This window comes from Streptomyces sp. NPDC053513 (assembly GCF_044544765.1).
Lineage (GTDB): Bacteria > Actinomycetota > Actinomycetes > Streptomycetales > Streptomycetaceae > Streptomyces > Streptomyces litmocidini.
This window is the reverse complement of sequence record NZ_JBITXP010000003.1, coordinates 429,417-446,911: the sequence shown is the minus strand read 5'-3', so window position 1 is coordinate 446,911 and position 17,495 is coordinate 429,417. Positions and strand designations below refer to the sequence as shown.

Annotated in this window: 14 protein-coding genes; 9 read left to right on the top strand and 5 right to left on the bottom strand. The window is 74.2% G+C overall.

The features are described 5' to 3' along the window. Positions 1-23 precede the first annotated feature (23 nt). The 6 genes from ACIGW4_RS07555 to ACIGW4_RS07530 all read left to right on the top strand — a co-directional run bounded on the left by ACIGW4_RS07555 (position 24) and on the right by ACIGW4_RS07530 (position 5,726). Positions 24-722 carry an energy-coupling factor ABC transporter permease gene (locus tag ACIGW4_RS07555; protein WP_123458495.1) on the top strand — a complete coding sequence of 233 codons (699 nt, stop codon included), beginning with the start codon at positions 24-26 and terminating at the stop codon, positions 720-722. After that, positions 719-1,342: an energy-coupling factor ABC transporter substrate-binding protein gene (locus tag ACIGW4_RS07550; RefSeq protein WP_399579011.1), complete on the top strand. Its 624-nt coding sequence runs from the start codon at positions 719-721 to the stop codon at positions 1,340-1,342. Before ACIGW4_RS07555 ends, ACIGW4_RS07550 begins: the two co-directional genes overlap by 4 nt. 5 nt (positions 1,343-1,347) lie before the next feature. Then, a complete protein-coding gene (cbiQ, locus tag ACIGW4_RS07545) occupies positions 1,348-2,097 on the top strand; it encodes a cobalt ECF transporter T component CbiQ (RefSeq protein ID WP_399579009.1) in 750 nt (249 codons plus the stop codon). Then, on the top strand, positions 2,094-2,996 hold the full coding sequence (locus ACIGW4_RS07540; RefSeq protein WP_399579007.1) for an ATP-binding cassette domain-containing protein: 903 nt from the start codon (positions 2,094-2,096) through the stop codon (positions 2,994-2,996). Before cbiQ ends, ACIGW4_RS07540 begins: the two co-directional genes overlap by 4 nt. Before the next feature lie 128 nt (positions 2,997-3,124). Continuing rightward, entirely contained in the window at positions 3,125-5,140 is a 2,016-nt protein-coding gene (locus tag ACIGW4_RS07535; RefSeq protein WP_359590692.1) for an NADPH-dependent 2,4-dienoyl-CoA reductase, read from the top strand. Between the two features lie 46 nt (positions 5,141-5,186). Continuing rightward, positions 5,187-5,726, top strand: coding sequence for a PadR family transcriptional regulator (locus ACIGW4_RS07530; protein WP_398713743.1), 540 nt, complete (start codon positions 5,187-5,189; stop codon positions 5,724-5,726). A 542-nt stretch (positions 5,727-6,268) separates the two neighbouring features. On the opposite strand, the gene ACIGW4_RS07525 is transcribed toward ACIGW4_RS07530, so the two are convergent. Next, on the bottom strand, positions 6,269-8,173 hold the full coding sequence (locus ACIGW4_RS07525) for a heavy metal translocating P-type ATPase (protein WP_399579003.1): 1,905 nt from the start codon (positions 8,171-8,173) through the stop codon (positions 6,269-6,271). A 149-nt stretch (positions 8,174-8,322) separates the two neighbouring features. On the opposite strand from ACIGW4_RS07525, the gene ACIGW4_RS07520 reads away from it, so the two are divergent. Next, complete coding sequence (locus ACIGW4_RS07520; protein ID WP_123458502.1) at positions 8,323-8,700, top strand: metalloregulator ArsR/SmtB family transcription factor; 378 nt, start codon at positions 8,323-8,325, stop codon at positions 8,698-8,700. A gap of 23 nt (positions 8,701-8,723) precedes the next feature. Beyond that, a complete protein-coding gene (locus ACIGW4_RS07515; RefSeq protein WP_399579000.1) occupies positions 8,724-10,118 on the top strand; it encodes an NAD(P)/FAD-dependent oxidoreductase in 1,395 nt (464 codons plus the stop codon). 51 nt (positions 10,119-10,169) lie between these two features. Here the strand turns inward: ACIGW4_RS07515 and ACIGW4_RS07510 are convergent, their stop codons facing one another. The 3 genes from ACIGW4_RS07510 to ACIGW4_RS07500 all read right to left on the bottom strand — a co-directional run bounded on the left by ACIGW4_RS07510 (position 10,170) and on the right by ACIGW4_RS07500 (position 14,898). Then, complete coding sequence (locus ACIGW4_RS07510) at positions 10,170-11,768, bottom strand: alpha/beta fold hydrolase (protein WP_399578997.1); 1,599 nt, start codon at positions 11,766-11,768, stop codon at positions 10,170-10,172. Positions 11,769-11,780: 12 nt separating this feature from the next. Then, the gene (locus ACIGW4_RS07505; protein WP_398713305.1) at positions 11,781-13,406 is read right to left on the bottom strand and encodes an alpha/beta fold hydrolase; all 1,626 of its coding nucleotides are present in this window, start codon (positions 13,404-13,406) and stop codon (positions 11,781-11,783) included. Positions 13,407-13,557: 151 nt separating this feature from the next. Beyond that, the gene (locus ACIGW4_RS07500; protein ID WP_123458506.1) at positions 13,558-14,898 is read right to left on the bottom strand and encodes a DUF2252 domain-containing protein; all 1,341 of its coding nucleotides are present in this window, start codon (positions 14,896-14,898) and stop codon (positions 13,558-13,560) included. Positions 14,899-15,081: 183 nt separating this feature from the next. Between ACIGW4_RS07500 and ACIGW4_RS07495 the strand changes: the two genes are divergently transcribed. Continuing rightward, positions 15,082-15,858: a GntR family transcriptional regulator gene (locus tag ACIGW4_RS07495; protein WP_123458507.1), complete on the top strand. Its 777-nt coding sequence runs from the start codon at positions 15,082-15,084 to the stop codon at positions 15,856-15,858. 88 nt (positions 15,859-15,946) lie between these two features. Here ACIGW4_RS07495 and ACIGW4_RS07490 read toward each other — a convergent pair whose 3' ends face one another. Then, positions 15,947-17,476, bottom strand: coding sequence for an amino acid permease (locus tag ACIGW4_RS07490; protein ID WP_185094879.1), 1,530 nt, complete (start codon positions 17,474-17,476; stop codon positions 15,947-15,949). Positions 17,477-17,495: the final 19 nt, after the last annotated feature.

Genomic DNA, 17,495 nt, shown 5'->3' with positions numbered 1-17,495 from the left:
GTGCTGGAGAGGGTCTCCCGATCATGCATATAGCCGAGGGGTACCTGCCCCCTGCGCACGCCGCCGCCTGGGGCGTCGCGGCCGCTCCGTTCGTCGTCCACGGGGTGCGCGCGCTGACCCGCGAGGTGCGGTCGAACCCCGAATCCACTCTGCTGCTCGGCGCCTCCGGTGCCTTCACCTTCGTCCTGTCGGCGCTCAAGTTGCCTTCGGTCACCGGCAGCTGTTCGCATCCGACCGGTACGGGGCTCGGCGCGATCCTGTTCCGGCCGCCGATCATGGCGGTCCTCGGGACGATCACCCTGCTCTTCCAGGCCCTGCTGCTCGCGCACGGCGGGCTGACCACGCTCGGCGCGAACGCCTTCTCCATGGCGATCGTCGGACCCTGGGCGGGGTACGGGACGTACCGGCTGCTGCGGCGGTTCGGCGCGCCCCTGATGGTGGCCGTCTTCTTCGGCGCGTTCGTCGCCGACCTGTCCACGTACTGCGTGACCAGCGTGCAGCTGGCCCTGGCGTTCCCCGACCCCGGCAGCGGCGTGCCCGGCGCGCTGGCCAAGTTCGGCGGGATCTTCGCCGTGACGCAGATTCCGCTGGCGGTGAGCGAGGGCCTGCTCACGGTGCTCGTGATGCGGCTGCTCACCCAGTCCAGCAAGGGCGAGCTGACGCGCCTCGGCGTCCTCGGCCGGCCGCGGTCGGAGCGGCCCGAGGAGGTGGCCGCGCGATGAGCCGGAACGCGAAGGTCAACACGCTGCTGCTGCTCCTCGTCGCCGCGCTCGCGGTCCTGCCGCTCGCGCTGGGCCTCGGCGACCACAAGGAGCAGCCGTTCAGCGGGTCCGACAGCGAGGCGGAGACCGCGATCACGGAGCTCCAGCCGGACTACGAGCCGTGGTTCAGCCCGCTGTACGAGCCGCCGTCCGGCGAGATCGAGTCGGCGCTCTTCGCCCTCCAGGCGGCGATCGGCGCCGGTGTCCTGGCGTACTACTTCGGCCTGCGACGCGGTCGCCGCCAGGGCGCGGCCCGCGCCGAGGCCGCCGCAGCCGCCGAGGCGGCGAAGACGGCTGAGACGGCGGGGGCGGCCGAGGCGAAGGACGCGGCGGGAGGCGGTCCCGGCTCCGGCACCGCGAGCGGCGGGCCGGGGGCCGCTGCCGCGAGCGCCCGTGCCGGATCCGGTGCCGCGGACCCCGGTGCCCCGCGTGCCGGGTCAGGAGCCGGCGCGGCCGGCGCCGGCGCGGGATCCCGTGCCCGGGCCGCCGGCCCCGGTGCGCCGGGTCCCGGGGCCGGCGGTGGGGCGGAGGCCCCCGGGGGCGGTGACGGTTCCGTTCCGTTCGACGGTACGGGCGCGTAGCGCCGATGCTGCCGATCGACGCGGCGGCGCACAGCAGTCGCTGGCGCCGCCGCCATCCCGTGGAGAAGGCCGCCCTCGGCTTCGGCCTGACGCTGTGCGCCGTGTCCCTGCCGCCGTGGCCGGGTGCCGTGCTCGTGGCGGCGGCCACGCTCGCGGTGCTGCTCGGTCCGGCCGGGGTGCCGGGCCGTCAGCTGTGGCGGGCGTTCCGCATCCCGCTCGGCTTCTGTGTCACGGGGGCCGTTCCGCTGCTCTTCGAGGTGGGCGGCACGCGCGGGCTCGTGGCCCTCGCGCCCGACGGCCCCGCGCACGCGGGCGAGCTGCTCCTCCGGACCGCCTCGGCCTCGCTGGGGGTGCTGCTCTTCGCCTTCACGACACCGGTGTCCGACGTGCTGCCCCGGCTCGTCCGGGCGGGCGTCCCGGCGCCCGTGGTGGACGTGGCGCTCGTGATGTACCGGATCATCTTCCTGCTGCTCGACTCACTGGCGAAGATCCGGCAGGCCCAGGCGGCCCGGCTCGGGCACACCACCCGGGCCGCGACCTGGCGTTCGCTCGCGGGCCTCGGCGCGACGACGTTCGTGCGGGCCTTCGACCGGGCACAGCGCCTGCAGTCGGGGCTCGCCGGGCGCGGTTACGACGGGACGCTGCGGGTCCTGGTGCCGCCGTGCGCGGTCTCCCGGCGGTTCCTCACGGCGACGGGCGCGCTCCTCGCGGGGCTCGTCGCCCTCACCCTCGTACTGGAAAGGTTCCTTCCGTGACGTCTCCGACGCCGACGCACCCCGTCGTGGAGCTGGTGAAGGCGGGTTTCGCCTACGAGGACGGGCCCGCGGTCCTGTCGGGCGTGGACTTCCCGGTGGCGGAGGGGCGCGCGATCGCGCTCCTCGGCCGCAACGGCAGCGGCAAGACGACGCTGCTGCGGCTCCTCAGCGGGGGGCTGCGGTGCGGGAGCGGCTCGCTGCTCCTGGACGGGGCCGAGGTGGCGTACGACCGGAAGGGGCTGACCCGGCTGCGGACCACCGTGCAGCTGGTCGTGCAGGATCCGGACGACCAGCTGTTCGCGGCCTCGGTCGGGCAGGACGTGTCGTTCGGTCCGACGAACCTGGGGCTGGCGGAGGAGGAGGTGCGTCTCCGGGTGCGGGAGGCCCTGGAGGCGCTGGACATCGTGGCCCTGGAGGACCGGCCGACGCACCTGCTGTCGTACGGGCAGCGGAAGCGGGCCGCGATCGCGGGCGCCGTGGCGATGCGGCCCCGGGTGCTGATCATGGACGAGCCGACGGCGGGGCTCGACCCGCACGGGCAGGAGCGGCTGCTCGACGCCCTCGCCCGGCTGCGGGAGGCGGGGACGACGGTGGTGATGGCGACGCACGACGTGGATCTGGCGCTGCGCTGGGCCGACGAGGCCGCGGTGCTCTCGCCCGCCGGGCTGCGCACCGGTCCGGTCGCCGAGCTCCTCGCGGACGACGACCTGCTGGCCGCGGCCCGGCTGCGCCGGCCCTGGGGCACGTCGGTGGCCCGGCTGCTGCGGGCGCACGGTCTGCTGGGCGCGGACGGGGTGGAGCCCCGGACGCCGGAGGACCTGGACGCGTGGGTCGCGGCCGGGGCGGCCGGCCCTCGTCGGTCTTTCCGGGGTTCCGCCCGGGCCCTTGCTACCGAGTAGTACACATCACTCCCGGATTCTTCTGCAACTAGTTGCAGAAGGCGCGCGGGGTCGCCTAGAACTAGGTCGACGACCCCTGAGGCCGGCGACCCCCGCGGTCGACGACCGCTGCGCGAGGAGGCGCCCCCATGACCCCGTACCCGCATCTGCTGAGCCCGCTCGACCTCGGGTTCACCACCCTGCCCAACCGGGTGATCATGGGGTCGATGCACGTCGGCCTGGAGGAGACCGAGCACGGCTTCGAGCGCATGGCCGCCTTCTACGCAGAGCGCGCCCGGGGCGGCGTCGGCCTCATCGTCACCGGGGGCATCGCCCCCAACGAGGCCGGCCGCCCCTGGGACGGCGGGGCCAAGCTGACCACCGCCGAGGAGGTCGCCGAGCACCGGCTGATCACCGACGCCGTGCACGCCGAGGGCGGCCGGATCGCCATGCAGATCCTCCACTTCGGCCGCTACGCCTACCACCCCGGCCTCGTCGGCCCCAGCCCGATCAAGGCGCCCATCAGCCCCTTCGTACCGAACGAGCTGACCGACGCCGAGGTCGAGCAGACCGTCGAGGACTACGCCCGCTGCGCCGAACTGGCCAAGGAGGCCGGGTACGACGGCGTCGAGGTGATGGGCTCCGAGGGCTACCTCATCAACGAGTTCATCGCCGCCGCCACCAACCGGCGCACCGACCGCTGGGGCGGCTCGTACGAGAACCGGGTCCGCTTCCCCCTGGAGATCGTCCGCCGGATCCGCGAGCGCGTCGGCGAGGACTTCATCCTCGTCTACCGCCTCTCCATGCTGGACCTCGTCCCCGGCGGCTCCACCCTCGACGAGGTGATCTCCCTCGCCAAGGAGATCGAGGCCGCCGGCGCCACCATCATCAACACCGGCATCGGCTGGCACGAGGCGCGCATCCCCACCATCGCCACCTCCGTGCCGCGCGGCGCCTACACCTGGGTGACGAAGAAGCTGATGGGCGCGGTCTCCGTGCCGCTCGTCACCTCCAACCGCATCAACACCCCCGAGGTCGCCGAGGAGATCCTCGCCGACGGCCGCGCCGACCTGGTCTCGCTGGCCCGCCCGTTCCTCGCCGACCCCGCCTTCGTCGCCAAGGCGACGGCCGGCCGCGCCGACACCATCAACACCTGCATCGGCTGCAACCAGGCCTGCCTGGACCACACCTTCAACCTGAAGATCACCTCCTGCCTGGTCAACCCGCGCGCCTGCCACGAGACCGAGCTGGTCCTCTCCCCCACCCGCCTCGCCAAGCGCGTCGCCGTCGTCGGCGCGGGCCCGGCCGGGCTCTCCTGCGCGGTGTCCGCGGCCGAACGCGGCCACTCCGTCACCCTCTTCGACGGCGCCGCCGAGATCGGCGGCCAGCTGAACGTCGCCAAGCGGGTGCCGGGCAAGGAGGAGTTCGACGAGACGCTGCGCTACTTCCGCGTCCAGCTCGCCGAGCGCGGCATCGACGTCCGCCTGAACACGTACGTGACCGCCGCCGACCTGGAGGGCTACGACGAGGTCGTCGTCGCCACCGGCGTCACCCCCCGCACCCCGGGGATCGCGGGCGAGGACCACCCGAGCGTCCTCAGCTACCTCGACGTGCTGCGGGACGGCGCCCCCGTCGGGGACCGGGTCGCGATCATCGGCGCGGGCGGCATCGGCTTCGACGTCGCCGAGTTCCTCACGGACGGCGGCGAGGGCGCGAGCCAGGACCCCGAGACGTACTTCCGCCAGTGGGGCGTCGACACCTCGTACGAGAACCGCGGCGGACTGCGCGCGCCCGAGCGGAACGCGCCGCCGCGCCAGGTCCACCTGCTCCAGCGCAAAACCACCAAGGTCGGCGCCGGCCTCGGCAAGACCACCGGCTGGATCCACCGCACCGAGCTCAAGCACCGGGGCGTCACCATGGTGGCGGGCGTGTCGTACGAGCGGATCGACGACGCGGGCCTGCACCTCACGATCGACGGCGAGCCGCAGCTCCTGCCGGTGGACACGGTCGTCCTCTGCTCCGGACAGGAGCCGAAGCGGGACCTGTACGAGGAGCTGGTCGCCGCGGGGCGCTCGGCGCACCTCATCGGCGGCGCGGACGTCGCCGCCGAGCTGGACGCGAAGCGGGCCATCGACCAGGGCACGCGGCTCGCCGCCACCCTGTGACGGCCGCTCCGTGATCGCCGTGGCCGGCCGAACCTAGGATGCGAGCATGTCCCTCCCGCACGCGATCCTCACCGCGCTGCTCGAAAAGCCGTCCTCCGGCCTCGAACTGACGCGCCGCTTCGACAAGTCGATCGGCTACTTCTGGTCGGCCACGCACCAGCAGATCTACCGCGAGCTCGGAAGGCTGGAGCAGGCGGGGCACATCCGCGCCCTGCCCGCTCCGGTGCCCGCGCGGGGGCAGAAGAAGGAGTACGAGGTGCTGCCCGCGGGCCGGGCGGAGCTGACCGACTGGGTCGCCCGGTCCGAGGACCCGAAGCCGCTCCGGTCCTCCCTGCTGCTGCGGATGCGGGCCGCGGCGATGGTGGGGGCGGCGGGGCTGCGGGCCGAGCTCTCGCGCCATCTGGCCCTGCACCGGGCCCAGTTGGACGAGTACCTCGTGATCGAGGCCCGCGACTTCCCGCCGGAGCGCCGCCGCGCCGAAGCGGACCGGTTGCGGCATCTCGTCCTGCGGGGCGGGGTGGAGCTGGAGCGGTTCTGGGTGGAGTGGCTGACGAACGCGCTCACGGAACTGGGCGCGGAGGAGTAACCCGCACGCTGCGGACCGCCGCCCTCCCGCACCTCCACGCGGGACCCGCACGCTGCGGGACGGTGCCCCCGCCCGTGGGACCCGCGCCTGCCGGGGCGGCGCCCCCTGCCCGTGTGGGCCCGCACCCGTGCTGGGCGTTGCCCCTGCCCGTGCGGGGCCCGCGCCCTGCGGGGCGTTGCCCCCGCCCACCTCCGTGTGGGCAATCGTCCCGCAGGGCGGGACGGGTGGGCACACGGGACGGCGCCCATCAGCGGCGCCTCCGCGTCCCGCGCCTGAACCCGCACCCCGTGTGCGGCGCACCTGGGGGTGCGGGTCCAGGCTCAGCAGCCTCGGGCGCCGGCAGGGCGCGGGTCCGTTGTGCCCACCCGTTCCGCCCCAGCGGAACGATTGCCCACAACGGGGGCGCGAGGGGCGGGCACCGCCCCGGCGGGGCACCGCCCGGTGGGCGTGCCCACAACGGGGGCGACGGGGGGCACCGCCCGGTGGGCGCGCGCAGAACCGGGGCGGGCTTCGTCCGGCCGTGCGCGCGCAGCGGGGTGGCCCTACGGCTCCCCCGCCGACGCCCTCCGCCACGCCGACTCCCTGAGCAGTCGCAAGCCGTTCAGGCCCACCAGGACCGTCGAGCCCTCGTGGCCCGCGACGCCCAGGGGGAGGGGGAGGTGGCCCGCGAGGTCCCAGGCGACGAGGGCGCCGATGCAGACGCCCGCGATCACCAGGTTCTGGACGACCAGGCGCCGGGCCCGGCGGGAGAGGGCCACCACGGCCGGGATCGCGCGGAGTTCGTCGCGGACCACGACCGCGTCGGCGGTCTCCAGGGCGAGGTCGGAGCCGGCCCGGCCCATGGCGATGCCGGCGTGGGCGGCCGCGAGGGCCGGGGCGTCGTTGACGCCGTCGCCGACGAGCAACACCTTGGCGCCCGCCCGCTCCCACTCCCGTACCGCTTCCGCCTTCTCGTGCGGGAGGAGACCGGCGCGGACGTCGGTGAGTCCCGCCTCGGCGGCGATGCGCGCGGCCGCGCCCGCGTTGTCGCCCGTCAGCAGGACGGGCGCGGTGCCGGTCAGTCGGGCCAGGGCCGCGACCGCCTCGGGGGCGCCTTCGCGGAGCCGGTCGGAGAGGTCGAGGACGGCGGCGACGGCACCGTCGACGAGGACCTCGACGGCGGTGTCGGCGTGGGGCCCCGCCGCCCGGCGGACCCGCACCTCGTGGCCGCCGGCCACCGCCCGTACGCCCCGGCCCGGTTCGGCGGTGAAGTCGCTCGCCTCGGGGATGTCCAGGCCGCGGGCGCGGGCCTCGGCCACCACGGCGCGGGCCAGTGGGTGTTCGCTGGGGAGTTCGGCCGCCGCGGCGAGGGCGAGCGCCGAGTCGTCGCCGTGGACCGCCGTCACCCTCGGCCTGCCCTCCGTGAGGGTGCCGGTCTTGTCGAGGGCGACCCGGTCCACCGTGCCGAGGCGCTCCATGACGACCGCCGACTTGACGAGGACCCCGTGGCGTCCGGCGGTGGCGATCGCGGAGAGCAGCGGCGGCATGGTGGCGAGGACCACCGCGCAGGGCGAGGCGACGATCATGAAGGTCATCGCCCGGAGCAGGGCCTCGGTGACGTCGGCGCCGAGGGCGACGGGCAGGCCGAAGAGGGCCAGGGTGGCGGCGACGACGCCGACCGAGTAGCGCTGTTCGATCTTCTCCACGAAGAGCTGGGTGGGCGCCTTGGTCGCGCTCGCCTCCTCGACGAGGGCGACGATCCGGGCGATGACGGAGTCGGCCGCGTCCTTGTCGACGCGGACGTGGAGCGCGCCGGAGCCGTTGAGGGTGCCGGCGAAGACCGTGTCGCCCGCCGTCCTGGGGACGGGGAGCGGTTCGCCGGTGATGCCCGCCTGGTCGACGTCGCTCGTGCCGCGCAGGACGGTGCCGTCGGCGGGGAGCCGTTCCCCGGGCCGTACGAGGACGGTGTCGCCGATCGCGAGGGCGGTGGCCGCGACGGTCTCCTCGTGGTCGGGTCTCCCGGCCGTGAGCCGGACGGCGGTGGCGGGCGCGAGGTCGAGCAGACCGCGGACGGAGTCGGCGGTGCGGCGGGTGGCGAGGGCCTCCAGGGCGCCGGAGACGGCGAAGATGACGATGAGGAGGCCGCCGTCGAGGTACTGGCCGATGGCCGCGGCCCCGAGCGCGGCGACCACCATGAGCAGGTCGACGTCGAGGGAGCGCTCCTTCAGCGCCCGGAGTCCGGCCGCGGCGGGTTCCCAGCCGCCGGCGGCGTAGCAGATCGCGTAGAGCGGGCCCCAGAGCCAGGCCGGGGCGCCGGTCAGGTCGAGCGGGAGGGCGGCGAGGAAGGCCAGGGCGGCGAGTGCGGCCCACCGCACCTCGGGCAGGGCCGTGGCCGGGGTGCGGTGCGCGGGCGCGGGCGGAGGTGACGGGGCGGGGGCCCGCGGGGTGTCGAGCTCCGGGAGGGCCATGGGGGGACACCTCTTTCGAGTCTTTCGAGGCCGTTCTTCGAGGCCGGCGGGGAGGGCGGCCACACGTCGGTGGCGGAGGACCCCCACCATACCCGAACACATGAAGAGGTCTTCACGTATTGACATACGAGCGCCGCTACGATGAGCGCATGGGACACGGAGCGAACGGCAGGACCACCCCCGCACCCCACCTGGACGCCGAGTCCGCGGCCGCCATCGCCGCCACCCTCCAGGCCCTCGCCACCCCGTCCCGGCTGATGATCCTCACCACGCTCCGCCAGGGCCCGTGCGGCGTCACCGAACTGGCCGCCGCCGTCGAGATGGAGCAGTCCGCCGTCTCCCACCAGCTCCGGCTGCTCCGCGCGCTCGGGCTGGTCACCGGCGTCCGTCAGGGTCGCCGCATCGAGTACAGCCTCTACGACAACCACGTCGCCCAACTCCTCGACGAGGCCGTCTACCACATCGAGCACCTGCGGCTCGGCGCACGAGACGGCGCCCGCACCGACGTGGATACTGGTCAGTCGTAGTTCCACGACACGAAAGGGCGGGTATGGCCGACGACTTGGGGCGCCGCGCGACACGTCACGCGGTGGTCATCGGGGGAAGTCTCGCTGGACTGCTTGCCGCTCGGGTGCTCGCCGAGCACGCCGAGAAGGTGACGGTCGTCGAGCGCGACCGCTACCCGGAGGGACCCGACGCCCGGCCGGGCGTCCCGCAGGGCCGGCACCTCCACGTGCTCATCGCGGGCGGGCAGGAGGCGTACGACGAGCTGCTCCCGGGGTTCACGAGGGAGCTGCGGGAGCTCGGCGCGCCCAAGGTGGGCGTGCCCGAGGACATGGTGCAGTGGCAGAACGGCAAGTGGATGCACCGCTGGCCCGCCACCGTCCACTTCTACTCGGGCTCGCGTCCGCAGCTGGAGTGGCTGGTGCGCCGGCGGGTGTCCGCCGATCCCCGGATCGAACTGGTCGAGGGCCACGAGACGGTGGGCCTGATCGGCGACTCCTCGCGCGTCCGCGGCGTCCGGCTGCGGGAGCGCGGCGCGGGAGCCGGGAAGGAGCCCCGCGTCCTGGAGGCCGATCTGGTCGTCGACGCCTCCGGCAGGTCGACGAAGGCGGCGGACTGGCTGGCGGCGATCGGCGCCGAGGCCCCGCACGAGGAGACCATCGACACCGGTCTCGCGTACAGCACCCGGGTCTACCGCGCCCCGGCCGGGGCGCTGGACAGCGACACCATGGGCTACTTCATCGTGCCCAACCCCGGGCAGGAGTACGGGGCCGTCGTGCTGCCCGTCGGCGACGGGACGCACCTCGTGACCCTCTCGGGGCTCCGGGGCAACGAACCGCCCACGGAGGAGGGGGCGTTCGAGGAGTACGCGAAGCGGATGCCGCACCCGCTGATCAGCGAGTGGCTGGCGGGGGCGGAGCCGGTGTCCCCGGTGTACGGCTTCCGCAAGACCGCCAACATCCGGCGCCGGTACGACCGTCCGGGCCGCCGTCCGGCCGGTTTCCTCGCCACCGGCGACGCGCTCTGCGCCTTCAACCCGGTCTACGGACAGGGCATGGCGGTGGCGGCGATCTCCGCCGTCGCCCTGCGCCGGGCCCTCGCCGACCCGAAGCGCACCCCGACCACCCGGCGGGTGCAGCGCGCCCTCCTCGACGCCTCCCGGCAGGCGTGGGACGTCTCGACGGGCGCCGACAAGAAGATGCCCGGTGCCGTCGGCGGCGCGGACGCCCCCGGCGCGGTGGACAAGGCGGTCGGCTGGTACATGGGCCGGTTGCAGGAGCGGGCGGCGGGCGACCCGGTCGTCGGCGCGGCCTTCCGCAAGGCGATCACCCTCACCGCCCCGATGACGGTCCTGTTCGCCCCTGCCGTGGCACGGGCGGTGCTCTTCGGCCCGGTCCACGCGACGCCGGCCGAACCGCCGCTGCGCCGTACGGACGGCTGACGGCGCGGGGGGGGCGGCGGTGGCAGGACCACCGCCGCCCCTCGCCCCGGTTCACGTGCCGATCTCGAACACGGGCGGCCTGAGGCCCGCGAGACAGCCGGTGTCCGGCGCGGTCGGGCGGTCGAAGAAGGAGACGGTCATCGTCTGCGCGCACTTCGAGGCGGCGAAGACCACGTGGGCGACGTAGGGCACCGTGACGACGGTGGACCGGCTCAGCGTGCGGCCGACGTAGGCCCCGTTGCTCGGCGCGGTCTGGGCGTCGAAGCCGCCGGACAGGACGAGGGTCGGGATGTCGCTGTACGTCCTGTCCCTGACGGAGGGGTCCGCCGGGGGGACGTCCCAGGCACGGCAGTCGTCGTGGAGCCAGGCGAGCTGCGGGGCGTTGGCGAGGAGCGAGCGGGGGAACGAGGGGAACGCGCGCCGCCCTCCCCGGATGATGTCCTCCTGGCTCTCGTACGGGGTCCACTCCCTGCAGAAGACGCCGTAGACGAGCCCGTGGGAGGTCCGCCCCAGGGCCGCCGGGCTGTACTTGCCGCCCGCCAGCTGCTCGGCGATCCGCCGCGGGTTGCCGTGCGCCAGTTCGTCGATGGAGCGGGGCACGCCCTCCGCCAGGTGGGAGGCGGAGGTCAGCCAGTTCACGAGGGTCCCGCCGTCGATCACCACCTTCACCGGAGCCGGCCGGCCGGGCACCGGGACGGTGGTGGTGACCGGGCGGGCTTCGAGGGCGACGACGAGGCGCTCGAAGGTGGTCTTCAGGTGCGGATAGCGGGTGTTGCAGGCGGGCTGGTCCGCGCAGGCCTCGAAGATGCCGTCGAAGCCCTCGCGCGCGGCCTTCCAGGTCACGGCCCCGCCGGCCAGGGACGGCGGCAGGACGCCGTCGATGCCGACCGACCGGATGCCCTCCGGGTGCAGCCGCATGTACTGGAGGGCCAGATCGGTGCCGTACGAGATGCCGAACACGTTCCACTGCCGGATGCCGAGCGCCTTGCGCAGGTCCGCGAGGTCGGCGGCACTCTCCGTGTCGTCGTAGGCGCTGGGGTCGGCCCCGCGCGCCACCACCCGGTCGCGGCACTCCCGCGTCTCCCGGACGTGGAGGCGGCCGGTGGAGGGGGCGTCGGAGACCAGGCCGAGGGCGCGCGCGTTGAACCGGTCGACGTTGACGCAGGTGAGCTCCGGGGCGGCCGAGTAGGTGCCCCGCTGGGACATGAAGATCAGGTCCCGGTCGCGGTTCAGGCCGCCGTCGAGCGCCATCGGGATCTCGGAGACCGCGTCGTCGCCGGGTCCGCCGGCGAGCCAGACGATCGGGTCGCCGGGGTGCCTCTTCGTGGCCGCGGGGATGATCGCCACGGCGAGGGTGATCCTGCGGCCCCGGCCCTCGCCGTGCCCGTGGCGCTTCTCGGGGACGGTGAGCGTTCCGCAGTGGGCGTCCTTCAGGGCGGGGATCGGGTCCGCGGTCCTCGGGCAGGGTCCCGGCTCGAAGCGGGCGTGACCCGCCGTCCGGGCGAGCGTGCCGAGCGGCGCGGCCGGGTCGGACCCGGCGTGGGCGGGCGCCGCGGCGAGGCCTGCGGCGAGGACACCGGCGGTGACCCCGGCCAGCGCGGCCGGGAGCCGTCGCGCGGTGCGCCGGTGGGGTGGTCGAGGGGACGTCATGGGGTCTCCGTGTCAGGGGGTGAGGGTGAACGGCGGGGGCCGGAGTCCTGCCACGCAGCCGGTGTCGGGCGCGGTCGGACGGGCGAGGAAGGAGGCGAGGACGCTCGCCGCGCAGGGCGACTGGGGCACCACCCAGTGGCCGATGCCGGGGATCCGTACGGAGGTCGAGCCGGGCAGCGTGGCGGCCGCGACGTGGGCCCAGCTCGCGCCGGTCTTCGCGTCGAAGGTTCCGGAGAGGAGGAGCGTCGGGATCCTGCTGAAGGTGGCCACCCGTTGGATCGCGGTGCGGTCGGGGACGTTCCAGGTCCGGCACACGTCGTGCTCGAAGGGCAGCTGCGGCGGCTGCGCCAGGACCGGGTCCGGCCAGCCGGGGAAGTTCCGGCGCCCTGCCTCCAGCACGTCGTGCTCCGAGTGGCCGGGGGCCCATTCGGCGCAGGCCACCGACTGGGTGAGGCCGTGGGCGAACGCGCCGACGGCGGTCCCCACGTCGACGGCGCGGGCCCGTGCGAAGCGCTCGGGGTTTCCGTGGGCGAGTTCGTCGAGCGCGGCGGGGACGTCGACGGCCTTGACGGTGTTGGCGACGAGGATGTTGACCAGCGCGCCCCCGTCGAGGTCGACCTCGACCGGGGCCCCGCCCCCCGGCGGCTCGGCCATGAGCGTGAGGGGGTGCGCCTCCAGGCGGCGGACCTGCTGGTCGAGCGTGCGGCGGAGGTGCGGGTAGCGGCTCTTGCAGCGGGGCTGGGCCTCGCACGCCGCGAAGATCTCGCCGATCCCCTCGGCGGCGCTGTCCCAGGTCCAGGGCAGGTTCACCACCTTGGGGGGTGCGATCGAGTCGATCGCCACCGAGCGGATCCCCTGGGGGTGCAGACGCATGGAGGTGAGGGCGAGATCGGTGCCGTACGAGTACCCGTAGACGTTCCACCGGCCGATGCCCAGCGCCTTGCGCAGGTCGGCGAAGTCCGCCGCGTTCTCGGTGGTGTTGTAGGCACTCAGGTCGATTCCGGCGGCCGTCAGCCGCTGCCGGCACTCCTTCGCCGCCCGCACCAGCAGCCGGCCGGTCGAGGGGGCGTCGTAGCGCAGCCCCACGGCCTTCACGTTGAAGCGGTCGATCTCCGGGCAGGCGAGGTTCGGCTGCGAGTGCCGCGCGCCGCGCTGGGCCATGACGATCAGGTCGTTGTTCCGGTTCACCCCGGAGCCGATGAGGAAGGGGATGCTGTCGAAGGCGTCGCCGCCGGGCCCCCCTTCCATGAAGACGACCGGCTCGGCGGCCGGCCGGGGGGAGGTGGCCGGGATGATCGCGACGGCCAGCCGGACGGTCCGGCTCCGGCCGTGGCGGGAGCGGTTCTCGGGCACCTCCAGGAAGCCGCACCGGCCGGGAACCGGATCGGGCGTCTGCGGGCAGGCGGCGGGCACGAACCGCGCCGGGCCTCCGGGACGGGGCTCCTGGACGGGTGGTGACACCGGGCTGCCCGGTGTCGAACCGCGCCCCGTTCCGGGGGCGTTCGCCGCGGTCGGCCCGGCCGCGCCCAGAAGGGTGAGTCCGGCCGCCACGAGCGCGAGACCGGTGCGCGCGCCTCGGGAGCGCCGTCGGCCGTACGGGCGCCGGGCGCGCGCTCGTACGGTGTCCTGTTCCGTCATGTGATCGGGTCTTTCTGTGGACCACGGTCGCCCCGACCGGGGCGACACGGCGCGGCTCGGCCCGCCGCGGCGTGGTCCGGGCGGGCGCTGTGGTCCACAGCCTGCGGTCGGGGCGGGAGCCCCACCACTCGTGGACTCCACTCGGAGCAGTTCAGGCGCCCGGGGCCGCCGTCACCATGCCCGCGGCGATGGCCGCGCCGAGCGCCGCGTAGTCGTCGGCGTTCTGCCGGGCGTAGGAGAGCGCGAAGTCGGCCACGGCGCGGTCGAAGACGTCCGAGCTTCCCAGGTAGGCGGCGATGGCGATGCGGTCGCCCGAGCGGGCGTGGGCGCGGGCCAGGGCCCGGCCGCAGAGCCGCGCGTAGTCCCGCAGGGTGGCCGGGGACATGGTCTCCACCTCGGCGGAGCCCTTCATGTCGCGCAGTTGCCGCCAGTAGAAGTGGCGTTGCTCGGGTCCGGTCATCCAGCCGAGGAAGATGTCGCTCGCCGCCTGGGTCAGCCGTTGGCCGCAGACGACGCGGCGGCCCTGGTGGGGGTAGGCGGTGGGCGTCAGGTACGGCTCCAGGACGGAGCGGCCGGCCTCCTTGATCTGGAGGACGAGCGGGTCGCTGTCGTCGCGTCCTTCGAGGAGGAGGACGAAGCAGCGGGTGCCGACGCTGCCGACTCCGACGACCTTCCGGGCCGCGTCGAGGAAGTGGTAGCGGTCGAGGAGGACGCGGCGCTCCTCGGCGAGGGAGCTGCGGTAGTCGCTGAAGATCTTGCCGAGGGTGATCCGGTCGATGTCCGCGACGCGTTCGAGGAGCGGCGGGTCGTCGATGATGCGCCGGTTGCCCTCGGAGTCCTTCTCGGTGAGCTTTTCGAGGGCCTGGAGGCTGGTGCGCCGACGGGCGCCGGCGAGCCGTTTCGTGAGGCGGGCGCGGTCCTCGCCGCGCACCACGCGGAGGATGTCGTCGGCGGATATCCGCTCGTACCAGACGTCGAGCTCGCCGAGGCCGGCCAGGCGGCGCATCGTCGTGCGGTACGACTCCACGGCGACGAGCGCGGCGCGGTGGGCCTTGGGCTTGGCGCTGCCGTTCTGGAGGGCGGCGACGGTGACGCTGGCGGCGAGCCTCTTCACGTCCCACTCGAAGGGGCCGGGGAGGGTCTCGTCGAAGTCGTTCACGTCGAAGAGGAGCGTCCGTTCGGGTGAGGCGTAGACCCCGAAGTTGAGCAGGTGGGCGTCGCCGCACAGCTGGACGGTGAGCCCGGTGTGGCGGTCGGCGCCGAGGTCGGCGGCCATGACGGCGGCGGCTCCGCGCAGGAAGGCGAAGGGGGAGGCCGCCATCCTGCCGTAGCGGAGGGGGACGAGGTCGGGGAGCCGGTCCAGGGACTGGCGTTCCAGGACGTCGAGCGGGTCGGGACGCTGTGAGCTGGGTATCCAGCGGCCGTGTGAGGCGCGGGGGACGCGCTTGCGGGCCGCCTTGCCCCGAGCGGTCCGCTCCGACGGTGTCGTCATCCGGCCTCACCCGCCTTCTCCCGACGCCAGGTGACCGGCCTGTCACCTGGAACCTCATTACAAGGCGCCTCGCTCGTTTCGGCCACTCTGCCGGACCGCCCTGGCAAAATGGTTTAGACCAATGATAGGAATTGATCACCCACACGGCCCATGCCGTCACGCTGAGCAAAGAGAGGGTTGATCATGGTCGAGCCCCATTCCGAGGCGGTGGCGGAGACCTCCGGCGCAGCGGAGACGCCGCTCTATCTCCGGGTCGCCGCCGCCCTGCGCGAGGACCTCGCCCGGCGGCGCATCTCCCCCGGCAGCCGGCTCCCGTCGGAACGGACGCTGTCCCAGCGCCACCACGTCAACCGGCAGACCGTCCGCAGCGCGCTTCGACTCCTCAGGGACGAAGGGCTCGTGGTCACCGACCGGCGCGGCACCTTCGCCGCCGCCGACGGGGCCGGTCCCGAGCCGGCCTCCCCCGTCCTCGCGGCCCGCCGTCCGACGTTCCCCGGCGGACCGCGGGCGGCCGAGGCGCTCGTCCGGGCCTCGCTCGTCTGGGAGCCGCCGCCCGCCGCCCTGGCCTCACGGCTCCTGCTCACCCCCGGAGAACCGACCCTCGTCCACCGGCACACGGTCCTCGGACCGCACGGGGCGGCGCTCCAGCGGGCGGTGTCGTGGTTCTCCCGGCCGGCCCTCGCCGAGATCCCCCAGCTCTCCCGGTACCGCCGGGGCAGGGACTGCCGCCAACAGCCCGATCTGCGGCTCCTCTACCACTGGATGCACCAGGCGGGGCTGCGGATCACCCACCGCGAGTCGGTCGGCGTCCCGCCCGGTCCGGGCACGACGACGGCCGGCGGCGCGGCGCGGCTGCTCGTCCACCGGGTCGTCAGCGACCAGCACGGACACGCCCTGGAGATCACGGACATCGACTTCTCGGCCCGGTCGGCCGCCTGGACCTACGAGTTCAGCGCCTGACCCGGGGGCGCCCCGCCCCGTCCGGGGTGCGCGGACGGGGGCGCGCCCGATCGCATCGGACGCGCCCCCGGAGGGCCGGGCTCCGCCGTCAGACGATGCCCTCGGCGATCTCGGCCTCCTCGCGGGCTGTTCCGTACGCGGTCGGCGTGCCGTACGAACGGCGGGCGACGTACCACCAGACGCTGGCGAGGACCAGGACGACGACGAGCGCGATCGCGGCGTAGTTCATGGTGTCGACGTTCACCGGGGACTTCTGCGGCAGGCAGAAGAGGACGGTCACGAACGCCACCCAGACGACGGCGATCCAGCCGATGGGCCTGCTCCAGCGGCCGAGGCTCCACGGGCCGGGGACGAAGCGGTTCCCGGCGCGCAGCCGCAGGTAGATGGGGATGGCGTACGCGGGGGTGATGCCGATGACGTTGATCGCGGTGACGGCGCCGTAGGCCGTGGCCGAGTACAGCGAGGGGACGGCGAGCAGCGCGGCCACGACGACCGCGAGCCAGACGGCGGGGACGGGCGTCTGGGTGCTGCCGCTGACCTTGCGCCAGAGCGCCGAGCCGGGAAGGGCGTTGTCGCGGCTGAAGGCGAAGACCATGCGGCTGGCGGCGGCCACCTCGGCGTTGCCGCAGAAGAGCTGGGCGACGATCACGACGAGCAGCAGGGCGGCGGCGCCGCCGGAACCGAGCGCGTCCAGGAAGATCTGGGCGGGCGGGACGCCGGTGGCGCTGTTCTGGGTGGCCGCGTAGTCCTGGATCGCGAAGGTGAGTCCGGCGAGGAGCGCGAAGCCGGCGAGCCAGGAGACCCAGATGGCCCGGACGATGCCCTTGGCGGCGGTGACGGAGGCGTTGGAGGTCTCCTCGGACAGGTGGGCCGAGGCGTCGTAGCCGGAGAAGGTGTACTGGGCGAGGAGCAGGCCGATCGCGGCGACGTAGAACGGGTTGGCCCAGCCGGTGTCGTTGACGAACTCGGTGAAGACGAACTCGACGGACTGGTGCCGGTCGGGGACGAAGGCGAGGGCCCCGACGATGACCGCGACGCCGATCAGGTGCCACCAGACGCTGACCGAGTTGAGGACGCTGACGAGGCGGACGCCGAAGAGGTTGAGTCCGGCGTGGAGCAGCAGGATGGCGAGGAAGATGAGGAAGGTGGAGCCCGGGGTGGGCACGAAGCCCCACTGGAGGTTGAGGAAGGCCCCGGTGAAGAGGGCCGCGCCGTAGTCGATGCCGGCGATGGCGCCGAGCAGACCGAGCAGGTTCAGCCAGCCGGTGTACCAGCCCCAGCGGCGTCCGCCGAGCCGGTCGGCCATGTAGTAGAGGGCGCCGGAGGTGGGATAGGCGCTGGTGACCTCGGCGAGGGCGAGACCCACGCACAGGACGAAGAGGCCGACGCCGGCCCAGCCCCACAGCATGACGGAGGGGCCGCCGGTGCCCAGGCCGAAGCCGTAGAGGGTCATGCAGCCGGAGAGGACGGAGATGACGGAGAAGCTGATCGCGAAGTTGCCGAAGCCGTCCATGCGGCGGGCGAGGACGGGCTGGTAGCCGAGCTCTCTGAGTCTCGCCTCCTCGTCCTGGGCCGGTGGTGGCTTGCGTATCGCGTCGACGGGGGCGGTGCGGGACATGGGACCTCCGGGGGACGGG